This window comes from Methylotenera sp. (assembly GCF_036401095.1).
In the GTDB taxonomy this organism is placed as follows: Bacteria; Pseudomonadota; Gammaproteobacteria; order Burkholderiales; family Methylophilaceae; genus Methylotenera.
The window spans coordinates 43,874-56,950 of the sequence record NZ_DASWWA010000017.1 but is presented as its reverse complement, the minus strand read 5'-3'; the positions used below and the strand labels follow the sequence as shown (position 1 = coordinate 56,950).

General features: G+C 48.7%; 13 protein-coding genes and 1 riboswitch. Of the genes, 2 read left to right on the top strand and 11 right to left on the bottom strand.

Annotated elements, in window-relative coordinates; translation table 11 throughout:
* Position 1: 1 nt before the first annotated feature.
* The 11 genes from VGD82_RS10075 to VGD82_RS10025 all read right to left on the bottom strand — a co-directional run bounded on the left by VGD82_RS10075 (position 2) and on the right by VGD82_RS10025 (position 11,951).
* Positions 2-214 carry an RNA-binding S4 domain-containing protein gene (locus tag VGD82_RS10075; protein ID WP_331020262.1) on the bottom strand — a complete coding sequence of 71 codons (213 nt, stop codon included), beginning with the start codon at positions 212-214 and terminating at the stop codon, positions 2-4.
* A gap of 17 nt (positions 215-231) precedes the next feature.
* Positions 232-759 (bottom strand): bifunctional adenosylcobinamide kinase/adenosylcobinamide-phosphate guanylyltransferase, encoded by a 528-nt coding sequence (gene cobU, locus VGD82_RS10070; protein WP_331020261.1) that lies wholly within the window; start codon positions 757-759, stop codon positions 232-234.
* Position 760: 1 nt separating this feature from the next.
* Positions 761-1,579, bottom strand: a complete 819-nt coding sequence (locus VGD82_RS10065) for a cobalamin-binding protein (protein ID WP_331020277.1) — start codon at positions 1,577-1,579, stop codon at positions 761-763.
* Positions 1,576-2,241 carry a 5,6-dimethylbenzimidazole synthase gene (bluB, locus tag VGD82_RS10060; RefSeq protein WP_331020260.1) on the bottom strand — a complete coding sequence of 222 codons (666 nt, stop codon included), beginning with the start codon at positions 2,239-2,241 and terminating at the stop codon, positions 1,576-1,578. The genes VGD82_RS10065 and bluB overlap by 4 nt, the downstream gene beginning before the upstream one ends.
* Complete coding sequence (locus VGD82_RS10055; protein WP_331020259.1) at positions 2,241-2,573, bottom strand: DUF2149 domain-containing protein; 333 nt, start codon at positions 2,571-2,573, stop codon at positions 2,241-2,243. The genes bluB and VGD82_RS10055 overlap by 1 nt, the downstream gene beginning before the upstream one ends.
* 33 nt (positions 2,574-2,606) lie before the next feature.
* Positions 2,607-3,044 (bottom strand): MotA/TolQ/ExbB proton channel family protein, encoded by a 438-nt coding sequence (locus VGD82_RS10050; RefSeq protein ID WP_331020258.1) that lies wholly within the window; start codon positions 3,042-3,044, stop codon positions 2,607-2,609.
* 30 nt (positions 3,045-3,074) lie between these two features.
* Entirely contained in the window at positions 3,075-7,478 is a 4,404-nt protein-coding gene (locus VGD82_RS10045) for a cobaltochelatase subunit CobN (protein ID WP_331020257.1), read from the bottom strand.
* Between the two features lie 5 nt (positions 7,479-7,483).
* A complete protein-coding gene (locus VGD82_RS10040; protein ID WP_331020256.1) occupies positions 7,484-8,758 on the bottom strand; it encodes a cobyrinate a,c-diamide synthase in 1,275 nt (424 codons plus the stop codon).
* Positions 8,759-8,767: 9 nt separating this feature from the next.
* Positions 8,768-9,373, bottom strand: a complete 606-nt coding sequence (cobO, locus tag VGD82_RS10035) for a cob(I)yrinic acid a,c-diamide adenosyltransferase (RefSeq protein WP_331020255.1) — start codon at positions 9,371-9,373, stop codon at positions 8,768-8,770.
* 5 nt (positions 9,374-9,378) lie between these two features.
* Positions 9,379-9,948 carry a hypothetical protein gene (locus tag VGD82_RS10030; RefSeq protein ID WP_331020254.1) on the bottom strand — a complete coding sequence of 190 codons (570 nt, stop codon included), beginning with the start codon at positions 9,946-9,948 and terminating at the stop codon, positions 9,379-9,381.
* Between the two features lie 116 nt (positions 9,949-10,064).
* The gene (locus tag VGD82_RS10025; protein ID WP_331020253.1) at positions 10,065-11,951 is read right to left on the bottom strand and encodes a TonB-dependent receptor domain-containing protein; all 1,887 of its coding nucleotides are present in this window, start codon (positions 11,949-11,951) and stop codon (positions 10,065-10,067) included.
* 146 nt (positions 11,952-12,097) lie between these two features.
* Positions 12,098-12,348: riboswitch (cobalamin riboswitch) on the bottom strand.
* A 123-nt stretch (positions 12,349-12,471) separates the two neighbouring features.
* Between VGD82_RS10025 and VGD82_RS10020 the strand changes: the two genes are divergently transcribed.
* Together VGD82_RS10020 and VGD82_RS10015 are read left to right on the top strand one after the other, a co-directional pair.
* Complete coding sequence (locus tag VGD82_RS10020) at positions 12,472-12,660, top strand: hypothetical protein (RefSeq protein WP_331020252.1); 189 nt, start codon at positions 12,472-12,474, stop codon at positions 12,658-12,660.
* A 34-nt stretch (positions 12,661-12,694) separates the two neighbouring features.
* Positions 12,695-12,988 (top strand): cell division protein ZapA, encoded by a 294-nt coding sequence (locus VGD82_RS10015; protein ID WP_331020251.1) that lies wholly within the window; start codon positions 12,695-12,697, stop codon positions 12,986-12,988.
* Positions 12,989-13,077 lie beyond the last annotated feature (89 nt).

Sequence of the window (13,077 nt, the reverse complement as noted above, 5' to 3'; positions counted from 1 at the left end):
CTTATAGCACCTTAACCGTTTGCCCTAAGCACTCCACAACTTGGCCTGAGCGTATTTTTGCAGTGCGTCTGGTTTCAATATTACCATCCACCCGCACGATGCCATCACTCACCATCACTTTGCCTTGGCCGCCGCTATTAGCAATGCCGGCAAGTTTTAATAGGTTACAAAGTTCGATAAATTCACCTTGTAGTTCAAAAGTTGTTGTTTCCATATTTATCCTTTAAATAGTTACCCTTTAAGGGTAAGAGGCAGGCCTGCTGCAATAAAGCTGACTTTATCTACATGCTGAGCAACAGCCTGGTTGAGACGGCCTTGTTCGTCTTGAAACTGACGGTTAATCTCACCTAAGGGCACAATGCCCATGCCCACCTCATTGCTGACCAATAATACAGTGCCTGCCAGCTTGGGTAGGGTTTCTAACAGGCTGCTACGCTCATGCTGCCAGTCTAAATTCTCTGGTCGGTCGCAGTCTGGGCATATGCATTGCGCCAGCCAAAGCGTGAGGCAATCTACAATAATGCAGTTGTCTGCCTTGGCATGTGTTTGCAATGCCTCTGCTAAGTTAAAAGACTGCTCTACCGTAGTCCAATGCGCGGGGCGGCGTGTCTTGTGCTGATCAACGCGCACGCCAAATTCTGTATCGTATACTTGTGCCGTGGCAATGTACGTGACTGGCTGGCCGGATGCCAAAGCCAGTTTTTCTGCGAAGGCGCTCTTGCCTGAGCGTGCGCCGCCTAAAATAAGATGTGTTGCCATGTTAGTTCCTATTGTTCTGTTTTAAGCTTGTCGTGCGTCCAGCCCATTGCTGGATGATAGCTTGTAGCTGTGGCAAGCCGTGGGTAATCAGTGACGGCCCTGGCTGCAGAATATCTGCTGATTTAATTTCAAACACTAAGCTATTTTTTACGGCGGGGATGACATCCCACCCTTCTCTGACAATCACCTGCTCAGGCTGAAACTTCTTACCGCACCATGAGCCGATGATGATGTCGGGCTGGCGCTCTAGCACTTGGGCTGATTCTACCGTTCTGTCTTTTGCACTATGAAACTGCGATAGCTCCGGAAAGCAATCCTTACCGCCCGCAATTTCAATCAACTCAGCTGCCCATTTGATACTGCAAATCATGGGGTCGTTCCACTCTTCAAAATACACAACGGGTTTTGCTGGCAATTGAGATGCGGCATCTTTTGCCTGCTGTATTTTGTGCTCTAATTCGGCAATCAGTTTAAACGCCTTATCCGAAGCGCCAACTAGGCTGCCCACGGTGGCAATCATGTTAAGCATTTGTGCAATGGAGCGCTGGTTGAAGATATGCACTTCTACTCCAGCGCGAATCAGCGATGCCGCGATATCCGCCTGTAGGTTGGAGAAGCCAATTACTAAATCAGGCTTGAGCTCTAGTATTTTATCAATCTTAGCGCTGGTAAAGGCCGCGATTTTTGGCTTTTCCTGGCGTGCAATGGCGGGGCGGGTGGTAAAGCCGGAAATGCCTACAATTCGGTCTTGTTCACCTAGCAGGTACAGTACCTCTGTGGGCTCGGTGGTGAGGCATACGATACGTTGCGGGTAGTTCATTCTGTACTTTTCCACTGATTTTCCATCACCATATCCGCTAGCGGTTTGGCTTGTTTCCAGCCGGTTTCTATTAGCATTGGCTCTTTGTAAAAGGAGCTGACGTGGCCTAGGCATAAAATGGCTACAGGCTTAGCACCTGTTGGCATATTGAGTAAGGCACCTAATTCTATAGGGTCAAAAATAGACACCCAGCCCATGCCTAGACCTTCAGCGCGCGAGGCCAGCCACATGTTCTGTATCGCACAGCTGACAGATGCAATATCCATCTCCGGCAAGGTTCTGCGGCCAAAGATATGTTCTTCGCGTTTATCGCATAAGGTCACCACGATTAGCTCGCCGCACTCTAAAATTCCCTCTACTTTTAAGCGCAAAAACTCAGCCATACGCGCTGTGTTTTCATGATCACCAATCGCTTGCGCAGTATGAACTCGCTCTTTATCGACCAATTGATGGATTTGGCGGCGCGTATTGATATCTGTAATCCGGATAAATCGCCACGGCTGCATTAAGCCTACGCTTGGCGCGTGGTGCGCTGCATGCAGAATTTTGGTCAGTATTTCTGGGTCAACCGGGGTGGGCAGAAAATGGCGCATATCACGGCGCTCTGCGATGACGCGATAAATCGCTTCTTTCTCATGGTCTGGGTAACTAAAATCTTGCATTACGGCTTACCTTTTAATCCTTTGCCAGCATCTGCTGTGGATTCAATCAAAAACAACTTGCCCGTTTTCGGGTCACGATACACTTGGCCAACCGCATCATAGCCATTACCAGCGCTTTGCTCACCCTTAGCCGGGGCGTCAATTTCCCGCCCTTTATTAACTTCTTGTGGGCGGGTGAGGGTAGATTGCTGGCCGGCACTGAGTGCTGCCAATAAGCCGCAAGCAAATACCAGCATCACATCCACCAAGTTCACTAGGCTGGCACGTGGATCTTCGTCTTCGTGGTTAAAACGACCATTTAAACGACTGTCTAGGCTGCGCTTTTTTTGCATGATTGTGTTAGGGCTGAATAATCTAAGTGGTTATTACGCTTGTTCTGTTTCAAGTGACACTAATACATCCTCATACCAGCGGCGGCGGCATTTACCTATTACTAAACCAATAATGCCAGCCAGTAAGCCCAACACAGTGGCATCAAATGCGGTGGTCACTGCCTGCGCAAGTATTGACGGGTTGCCTTGGCCTAGCGCGGCAAGCCCAGGCCCTAACGGGATAATGGTTGCCATCAAACCTAGCATAGGCGGTATGCGTGCTAAAAAGTCCGCACGTTCCAGGCGTTTGCGTGCCACCCTTAGCACCGCCTGATCGCCAGCGTTGCGTAGTTGTTTTAGCCCAAATAAACGCTCGCCTATGGCTAAGCCGGCCTCTAATACGGCAATCACCACAGCCGCAACTAAGACGATAATCACCGGCTCTAGCAGCCAGGTAATGGCGCTATGTAACGAATTTAAGTTAATAGACATATGATTTTTCCATAATAATCTTGATGGTATTTATGCAGTAGGCTTACGTGTACCAAACCAGAGCCCTAGCGCAAAAATAGGCAGGAGTAACAGCATCCAGGCGAGGTTGTCTTTCACTGTTTCTACCGTCAGTTCATAAGCGCGCACGGCTTTATTAATAGGTGTTTCTGGTGCAGTTTTAGCCGAACTGACTTGGGAGCTTCTGGCTTGAGCCTGCTGTGCAATAGTTTTGTTGCTAGCTTTGTTTTGCGCTGCTTGGGGAGCATCTTCATGCTGAGTGACTTGTGCTGGGTTATGCAAAGTCTCAGTGACGGATTGCGGCTTATCATAGCCACGCGCCTTGGCCAGCACACGAGCAAGGTCTGCTTGATCCTCTGCATCCAAATGCTGCTCCATCCACTTCCACATTGGGTGATTAGGTGCAGTATGGCCGCTACCGGGCAACCCGTTTTTGATGACTAACTTGGCCAGCGTTTGCGAGAGTTGCTGTGTGCTAGCTGTATCTGGTTTCCAGAAACCTTTTTGTGCTGCCACCAGCATTAGTGCAACCATGCTGGCTTTGACTTGAGCGTTGTGGCCTTGCTCTAAAAATTGATTCAAGCCTAGTTTTAAGTCATCGTCAATATACACGCGTTTAACTTCGTTCCACGCCCAGTCTTTAATAATATCCGGGCGCGTCACTTGCCAGCCCCATAAGTTTTCCATAAAGGCTTGGTTCATGGTGCGCGCGCCGGCATAGCCGTGGCTCATCAGTGGTTTGATCCATGACGGGTTTAAGTAACGTCCGCGCAGCTCCATCAGTAATGCCGTTTCTAGCGGCTCATCTGTGAAGCCCTTATGGTCTGCATGGTTCAGAATACGGGCTTGTGGCTTGTTGCCGGTAATGGTTTCAATTGCCAGTGATAAACCGCCCAAGTAGTCAAAAGCGTCGTTGTTGTCCATTAGGCCATACAGATTAGAAGCGCGGCCGTGGTAAGTGGTCCCAATGTTGTGTAGTGAGGTATCAAAGGCCACGTGCGCAGGTTCGCCTTGTGCGTCCACACCGTAGGCATGCCCCATGCGCTGCAAATAGGCGCGGCCGATTTCGTTACGGTTCTGCCATGCGCCAGAGCGCTCCGCTAGGCTATTCACGCCAGCACCATACGCGCCAGGTGCATCACCAAAAATACGCCATGCTGCTTCACGCCCAGCTTGCTCGGCTGGCATGCCTTGCGCTAACAGTGCTTGCGTACGTTTTACCCAATGCGTGGCTACACCGTTGGTCGCCATGGATTCATTGCCACGGGGACTATGTGCGAGCGGTTTTAATGCTGAGTCCAGCGCAGTAGCCAAATCTGGGTTAGTTTGCAGTATGCTGTTTGCTGATGCGGCCAGCGCCATTCTGCCGCCGATATCAATCCATTGCATCAGGTTAGGGTAGAGGTCACGGAACAGGCCAGACGTAGTGACGATAACGTCATAGCGTTTGGTGTCTGATTTAGGCGATTGTACTAATTGCATTTTTTGCACAATGCCGCGCGAGTTCCACTCTGGCGTAATGCCCATCAGCGATAAAATAAAACTGACCATCACGCCTTCATCACGCACGGCATCCGATGCCCATAAGATGACGCCTTCGCTTTTGCTAATATCGTCACGGTTACGCACGTTGGCCGCCATGTTATAGCCTAGCTGAAAGCCCAGTGGCGTAGGTAACACGTCACCATCCAACGCATGAAAGTTACGCCCAGTAGGCAACGCTTCAGGTGAGCGTAGAGGGTCATTGCCTTTACCCGGTTCAATAAAGCCACCGTCTAAGCCATGCAGCAGTGCTTGCATTTCCAGTTTAGGCGAGGCGATTAAGTTATCGCGTATCTGAGCGCTAATATGCTCTGGCTTATTTTGCGCCATAGAATCTAACATCAGTTGCAATGAGGCGTCGGACCAAGGGCGACCAAACACATGTAAACCGTGCGGCATAAATTTTTCTTGCAGTTTGGTCAGGTAGTGGCCGACTTCATGCGCTAATAAGTCATCATCTGCCTGCTCAAAATTAATGCCGCGTACTTTTAGTACATCCGCCATGCTGGACTCCAGCTCAGCACGCAGCTCCAGTATCTCTACCAATCTACGCATTTCTTTGGCAGAGGCAATACGCATGGTGTCCGAGCTTGATGACTCGTAACTCTCCACCACTTGGCGCAGCGTGAGCAGGCGGTCATACAGCGGCGTGGCGGTCAGTGGCGGTGTTAAATGGTCTACCATCACCGCAAGCGCACGGCGTTTAGCCTGCGTGCCTTCACCTACGCCATCCACGATGTACGGGTACAGCCCGGGCAGGTCACCAGCAATAATGCGTGAGTAATCCTCTGCTGATAAACCTACGGCTTTGCCCGGTAAAAATTCATAAGTTGAATGTCGGCCTAAATGCACCAGCACATCGGCTTTAAAGTTATCTTTAAGCCAGTGATAAAAACCTAAATATTGATGTGGCGGCGGTATGGTGGTGTTGGCATGCAGCAACTCTTCATCAACTTCCCAGCCACGTGGCGGCTGCGGTCCGACAAACACATTGCCAAACTGTATGCCCGGGAACATCATTTTTTTGTTCACAACCATAACCTTGCCCGGCGTTGGTCCCCAGCCACGCAAGCCTTCAATATTTAAATTGGCAATGCGTGTTTTTAATGCATCTAGCACTGCACAAGGGCTGTGCTGGCTTAAGCAAACTTCGTAACCGTCATTGAGCTCAGTCAATAATTTAATTGCTTCAGCACGCTGTGGGTGATCAACACCCTCAACTAGGTGGCGCAGCTCGCGCATAGATTTAGTCAGGCGGCTATGTGCAATGGTTAACTCCCCAGCTGACTGTGCTGCCACAATTTCAGCATGCAGGCGCCCTAATGGCCCTTGTACCATTTCACCTTTTACTACGGCTGGCAAAGTATTAAACCACTGCGTATAACTAGTGTTGTCCATGGTGGCTACCTTAGGCAGCATGGTGTGTAGCTCTTCATTGTTCTCAGGCAGATTAACGCCTTTATCCTGCATTAAATCGAGCAAGGCCTCGTGCGTGGCAGGTAGCTCGCCAGTTTGGTAACCTGCTGCTTGCATGCTGTGCAAAATATCAAATAACGACTGTGGCACATCCAAATTGTCCGCACCAATGTTATGGCGCCCGGGTGGATGGTTGTAGTAAATAATTGCCACGCGCTTATCTGCATTGGCTTTACGTTGCAAGGTATGCCAGTTCGTCACCCGGCTGACCAATGATTTGATTTCTGTGGGTAACAGCTCCGGCAAGCGCAGCTCTACACCGGTGAGCTTGTCAATAGTCGGCGCGCCCGTCGCGGCCACCACCATCGGCTGGCTACTGCCTTGCACTTCAGGCATGGCGACGCGATATTGTATCGAGTTGGTAGGTAGGCCATCTTCAGATAGCTGCCAGGCAGTCGCACTGCGGTCGGTGAGTCTGATCGCCTTAAATACAGGCACGTCTAATTTTTTGATTAGCGTGGTCACAGACTCACGTCCTTCCGCCGCCCCCACCACAAAGTCTTGCAACACCACTAGGCCAGCTAATTTGGCTGGGGTTAACATAGCTGGTAGTTTCTCTATGGCTTGCTTGGATGCGTCACCCCACTTAGCCATGACCGCAACGCAGTTGATACCTTGTTGTTGGGTTTGTGCGCAAATTGCATCTGCAACTTGAGGGTCACTGGTGCTCAAATCTAGCACCGCTAATGTTGCTTTACTGTTTTGCGTAGGCTGCGATGAGAACGTTACTTGATCGCTTGCCAGCTCTTTACCGTTAACGCGTAAGCGAATGGGCGGCATGGGCTTGGCTGTAGGCAACAGCGCGTTATTCTTTGCAGACTGTGCGCTGAGCAAGTACGCCATGAATGCGGCCAAGTTTTCCTGACCGCCAGCTTGCCAAACGTCGCTGAGGGCCAGCCACTTTGCCGCAGCTGCGTGTTTTTGTGCAGACTTCACAAGTGCGTCTGGCGTTTTTTCCTGTGTTTGTGTCAGTGCTTTTGCTTCAGAAAAATCACTGACTGCACTTTTGTTAAAGCGGCTTCTAAGTGAGAGTGCGCTATCGCCATTAAACGCCATGAACGTAGCCGGCTGCATTTTGGCGGAGTCAGATTTTAGTGCATCAAGCGCTCGCTGCAGTTGCGCAGATGACTCTGCGTATTGCGCTACGGCAAACACAGCATCTGCCTCTTGTAGCCAGCGCTTTAACGTACGGCTGTCTGCCGCCATCATTTGTGATTGTGAGCGTAATATGATCTTGTCACCCGGGCGCTGGGCAAGCGTGTTCTTTGCTGCCTCAGCGGCGGCGGGTGCGGTTCTGTCAGATACGATGCCAAGTAATGTTGCACTATGCGCCGTGCCTGTCAGAAGGCTCAACAGCAAAAGGCTGAGATTGATTAATCTAGGTTTGATTAAAGGCACTTGGCTTACCTTGCCATAAAACGTGGTGTAAGCAGCTGCGCGGCTAAATTGGGGTTGGAAGCAAAGTAAAAGTGCAAAAAGCTCGCGATAATAGAGCCATGTTGGTAAATGTTTTCCACTTTACCAAAACGGGTCTTAGCGGTGGCGATAGGGGGCAGCTCCGTTGTAAAACTGCCGTAGTGAAAAGTGTGCGCGCCCATCTCGTCGTTCAATAATGTGGCTTTTAATGAGCCTAGCCCCTGCAAACGGTCTTCTATTTTGCTCACGCCTGATAGCAAGTCAAAGCAAGGTTCATCATTTAAGCAGGTAGATAAGGCCATCATGCCACCACATTCGGCCAGTATCGGCTTGTGTGCATCAAAGGCAGCCTGTAGAGCATTTTTCATGGCTAAATTGCTACTGATTTTATTCAGGTGCAACTCTGGGTAGCCACCAGGCAGCCAGTAGGCGTCGGCTTCTGGCAATGTATGGTCATCTAATGGCGAGAAAAACCGCAGCGATGCTCCCATGTCTTGCAAGCAGTCTAAATTAGCCTGATAAATAAAACAGAATGCTTCATCCCTTGCGATAGCAATCGTCTTGCCAGCAAGGAGTTTAGGTGGCGGTAGTGTGCTTGGTTCACTAAATGTGACGGCAGGCGGGCGCGGTAAGTCTTGCGCAAGCGCGCTGGCGGCCTCCTCGATTTTTTGCTCCAAATCGCTGATTTCACCTGCGCGGAATAAACCGAGATGTCGCTCCGGTAAGCTCAGTGCTTCGTTCTTTTGTAATGCGCCAAACCAATTGAGGTGGGGTGGTAGTGAATCGTGCAGCAACTTTCCATGCCCCACACTGCCAGTTTTATTGGCAAGTACGCCAGCCGGTATGAGCTCAGGCTTATGTGACAACAGGCCACTAGCTAACGCACCAAAGGTTTGCGCCATGCCGCTTGCATCAATGGTAAGCAGTACCGGTAAATTAAAGCGTACGGCAATATCTGCGCTGGAGGGGGAGCCATCATACAGGCCCATCACGCCTTCGACGATAATCAAATCAGCATCTTGTGCCGCGCGATAAAGTTGCGCTTCGGCATCGCCCTCGCCACACATCGTAAAGTCTAGGTTGTATACAGGGCGCCCGGTAGCTACTTCTAAAATCATCGGGTCTAAGAAGTCTGGTCCGCACTTAAAGGCTTGTACGCGTAGGCCTTGGTTGCGCCATGCGCGCGCCAGTGCCGCGGTGATAAAGGTTTTCCCCTGCCCAGACGCTGGGGCGGAAATGAGTAGGGCGTTGCAAGTGGTCATAGCTTTGGGTTATAGGTCTATGCCTGGCTGAGCCTTGATGCCAGCACGCCATGCATGTTTAATATCCATAATTTCACTCACTGTGTCTGCTAACTCGGTGAGTGCGGCCGGTGCACCACGGCCAGTCACCACTACGTGTTGCATTGCGGGTCTCGCGGCGATGTCAGCCAGTATTTGTGTGAGGTCAAGATAACCATATTTCATGGTGTAGGTGAGCTCATCCAGAATCACCAGTTTAATGTCAGGGTCGCGCAACATGCGTTGCGCAATTGCCCATCCTGCTTGTGCAGTTTTTGTATCGCGTTCTCTGTCTTGTGTATTCCAGGTGAAGCCTTCGCCCAGCACGTGCCATTCTACGTTGGCCTGACCGCGAAAAAAGGCCTCTTCGCCGGTGTCGCTACGCCCTTTGATAAATTGCGCAACGCCCACCTTCATGCCGTAGCCTAAAGCACGCGCCATCATGCCGAATGCAGAAGAGCTTTTACCTTTGCCATTGCCGGTCAATACCAGCAACAGACCTTTTTCCTGATTTGCTTGTTCAATCGCAGCATCAATCACTGCTTTTTTACGCACCATACGTGCTGTATGGCGCGTGCTTTTGTCATCAGTGGTCATCTAACTTAAGCTTTAGCGCGGCTTAGGCCGTTTGCTAATGCAAATGTAATATGCACTACGGCAGCAACTGCCAACCAGAAGCCAATATTTTCAAATTGGCGTGGAGCGTACTTAAGTAAACGCGCACCAAATTCAGCAATGGTTGGATCAGGGTAGCGACCGCCAAAGAAATAAAAGCCACCGCTAGAAAATAACTCGCTTAACGCGCCAGCAACGGTCGCGCTACCAACTAGAGGTAGAATCGCCTTGGTGCTGAAGCTATAGTGCTTAGCAAACCAGCGGCCAGCGAGCCACATAGTGCCATATGCTGGTAGTAAGAAGCCGTAAGCAGGAGTCACGCAGAAATTGCTCACGCCTTGGAAGTAAACAGAGTAAAGGTCTAAACCGGTACATAAAGCCAGTAACGCCGGGAACATAATCGCTGGGCGCAGATATAAACCAGCTAGAAAAAACACAGCTAGAGATGCGCTAGGTAGGCTGTTGATTGAAGCAAAGTGATGGCCGCGCGTCACAATGATCAGTGCGGCAAGCGCAACACCTATAAGGATTTGTTGTGTTTTAGAAAGTGTAAGCATAGTAGGTGCAGCCTCCGATTGTTTCGCTTAAATGATAATAGTTAAATAAAACATGATTTTATCGTAAATGTGTTTTGCTAGGGCGAGTTTTCGCTCGCCCTAGTGGTTAACTAGCGTTAAGGTTTCATGTTGTAACGCAAGCCTACGAACAGGTTGCTACCCGCAGTGTTGTAAGGCACTGTTGAAGTTGCATAAGATAGAATATAGTTCTTATCCAGCAAGTTGTTTGCTCGTGCCTCCAACTTCCACTCAGGTGAGAGTTTGTAGTTGGCAGTCATATTAACGAGCATATAACCGCTCATTGGTAATTTGTTGCTTGCGTCATTGTAGCGAGTAGATGCGCCATTGACTTCTGCGCCCCACTGTAAGTTACCCCATGTGTGTAGTAAATTAACTGTGCCATAGCGATTCCCTCTGCGCACTAGAAGCTGGTTCGTATCCTCATTTCTCGGTGACTGCACGGTAAAGTTACCGCTTAAGAGTAAGTTGTCGTTAATGTTCCAGCTTGCCTCTGTGGTTACACCTTGTATTTCAGCCTTGCCGACGTTGATAGGACAGAAGCCACCGAGTGTGCAGCTTGGGGTGGCAGGGCCAGCATTTGCGAGTAAGCTGCGGATTTTGTTTTGGAACACAGTCATGCCTGCATTGAATTTTCCACCGCTGTATTTAATGCCAGCTTCTACGTTGTCCGATTTTTCTGGTGTTAATGTAGGGTCGCCAAAGTTTGGATAATACAGCTGGTTAAATGTTGGCGCTCTAAACGCTTTGCCGTAGTTGGCTGTGATACGCCATTGTGGTGTGATGCGGTAACCATAACCAGCGCCACCAGTTGTGTAGTTGCCGAACTGGGTGTTGTGGTCTTCGCGGATAGAGGCTTGTACAGAATGATTGCCATGATCCAGCAAGTAGCTCGCTAAGAAGCTATCATCATTGCGTTCTTTTTTGTATTTTGTTTTGACGTTAGCTACGCTGCTCACGTCTTGCTCAAGCCTATCATAAGCCAAAGTAAGTGTTCCCAGTGGTAAGGTGAAATCATTTTGCCAAGAGATTTGTTTTTGCTCGGTACGATACTTACTAATGCCTTTAGGGTTGTAAGTAGAGCTTGCTTTGGATGTGTTGGGTTTTGCGTGGCTGTCTGAATCATCTACACCCATGCCTAGTTTAAATGTACTGTGCCAGAAATCAGTAAATTGGTTTTTACTGGTAAATGCATAGCTTTGTAGCGTTTGCTCGGTAAAGTTCTCGTAATTATTGCCATCAAACTCGTTGTGTCCCTTGCTTTCAAAGAACTGCAAGCCCCAAGTGTGGCCCTTGGCAAGTTCAAGCTCAGCAAAAGCTGACGTGCTTAAGTTGCGGTAGCTATCATCATCAGAATCTTTCCCTCGGCGGATGCGTCTAGCTGAGAAGCTGTCAGTGTCAAAGCTGCTGACATTCACACCATATTTAAGCGCATTAATGCCGCCATTAATACCAAATTCTGCAGTTTTTGTATTGTAAGAGCCCAAGCCAACCGCAGCGTTAATCAATGGCTTTTCAGATAAGCTTTTGCGGGTAAATATTTGAATCACGCCGCCAATAGCATCTGCGCCATACAGGCTAGATGCTGAGCCGCGCAAAATTTCAATTTTTTCTATTTGGGCGAGCGGAATGTTCTCAAACGAGGTTCTTCCTAACGTTGCAGAGTTGATGCGCAGGCCGTCAACCAATACTACAATTTGTTCAGAGCTGGTGCCCCTTAAAAATACGCTAGCCTCTGTGCCTGCGCCACCGGTAGAAATAACTTGTACGCCAGACTGCATACGCAGAACGTCGTTAATTGAACCTGCACCGATACGTTCGATTTCTTCACGGTCAATAACTGTGACATCCCCGATAACATTTGTACGTAATTGAGGTGTGCGTGAAGCAGTTACTACAACTTCGTCTAAGTTGATGGTCTCTGCAGCGTGTACGGCAGGATGAAACGCCAAGCCGATAAGGCCAGCGATGATACTCTTGTTCATTTGAATTTCCTTTGGTGACATGCGTCCCCGCATGTGACTGATAACTAAGGAAATACAGAGGAGCTAAACATCGAAACGAAAATGATATACAACACAAGTATGTACTTGTGCGTTACGTTTTGATAAACCGTCACCCCGCGGTATTTCCAACTAATTGTTGCGAGGCCGGTCTCCGGGCTTGTGAATGTTATGTTTGCACCTTCCCAAGCGTGGGCTATGAAAATAGCGTGACTCAGTGGTTTATTGCAAACAATATGATTAAAAGTCATACTCACTTACCGTTGCGGGGGCAGCATAGGCATTGTGTTACGCTCAGAATAGCGGATTAACGCACCTATTTCCCAGTTTCACCTTGTTTATTAAGAACAAACAAGGCACCTTTCAACAGCGACAATTATAACGTTTAAAGATTCAATGAGGCGAACTATCTAGGATAAATTTCTTTGTAATGTGTTGTAGTACTTTTAAAAATCGCTGTTAGCTATTGACTACAATCATTTTTTTCAATTATAGTGATTGTATGGACGCAGACTTAACAGCACTAGAACAAAAACTGTTGCAATTAATTGCGCGGTATAACGAGCTGCGCGACGAGAACGTGCGTCTGCGTGGTGATCTGGGCGCTATGGAATCTGATACCGCATTGTTAAAAGCCAATATGGCTAAAGCCAGTGAGCGTATCGAAGCGTTAATGCAAAGCCTGCCTTAATTTTCAATAAATTATTATTTTTGAGTAAAAGCTAATGAGTGAAATTAAAGGCGTTGATGTCAATATCATGGGGCGTGACTTTACTGTGTCATGCACAGATGAAGAGCGTCCGGGTTTGCTTAATGCCGTTAATTTTTTAGATAAAAAAATGCGCGATATTCGTGATAGCGGCAAGGTAATTGGCGTTGAGCGTATCGCGATTATGACTGCGCTTAACTTATCCTATGAGCTGCTCAATAGTAAAAGTGGCGACGTAAATGTTGGCGATATCAAGCGCAGAATCTCTATGATGCAAGATCAGATAGATCAGGCTTGTGAGTCTAAGTAAACTTTACATATAGCTAAAATATTTAAGTAGGTGAGCGTTTCTTGATGGTGTTTTCTTGTAACTAGAGTAAAATCAATTCAATCGTTTTA

Bases quoted from the DNA above. Each gene is read 5' to 3' on its own strand.
- VGD82_RS10075 (WP_331020262.1), bottom strand. From the start codon at position 214: ATGGAAACAACAACTTTTGAACTACAAGGTGAATTTATCGAACTTTGT.
- VGD82_RS10050 (WP_331020258.1), bottom strand. From the start codon at position 3,044: ATGTCTATTAACTTAAATTCGTTACATAGCGCCATTACCTGGCTGCTA.
- VGD82_RS10015 (WP_331020251.1), top strand. From the start codon at position 12,695: ATGAGTGAAATTAAAGGCGTTGATGTCAATATCATGGGGCGTGACTTT.
- VGD82_RS10055 (WP_331020259.1), bottom strand. From the start codon at position 2,573: ATGCAAAAAAAGCGCAGCCTAGACAGTCGTTTAAATGGTCGTTTTAAC.
- bluB (WP_331020260.1), bottom strand. From the start codon at position 2,241: ATGCAAGATTTTAGTTACCCAGACCATGAGAAAGAAGCGATTTATCGC.
- cobU (WP_331020261.1), bottom strand. From the start codon at position 759: ATGGCAACACATCTTATTTTAGGCGGCGCACGCTCAGGCAAGAGCGCC.
- VGD82_RS10030 (WP_331020254.1), bottom strand. From the start codon at position 9,948: ATGCTTACACTTTCTAAAACACAACAAATCCTTATAGGTGTTGCGCTT.
- VGD82_RS10040 (WP_331020256.1), bottom strand. From the start codon at position 8,758: ATGACCACTTGCAACGCCCTACTCATTTCCGCCCCAGCGTCTGGGCAG.
- VGD82_RS10065 (WP_331020277.1), bottom strand. From the start codon at position 1,579: ATGAACTACCCGCAACGTATCGTATGCCTCACCACCGAGCCCACAGAG.
- cobO (WP_331020255.1), bottom strand. From the start codon at position 9,373: ATGACCACTGATGACAAAAGCACGCGCCATACAGCACGTATGGTGCGT.
- VGD82_RS10020 (WP_331020252.1), top strand. From the start codon at position 12,472: ATGGACGCAGACTTAACAGCACTAGAACAAAAACTGTTGCAATTAATT.
- VGD82_RS10025 (WP_331020253.1), bottom strand. From the start codon at position 11,951: ATGAACAAGAGTATCATCGCTGGCCTTATCGGCTTGGCGTTTCATCCT.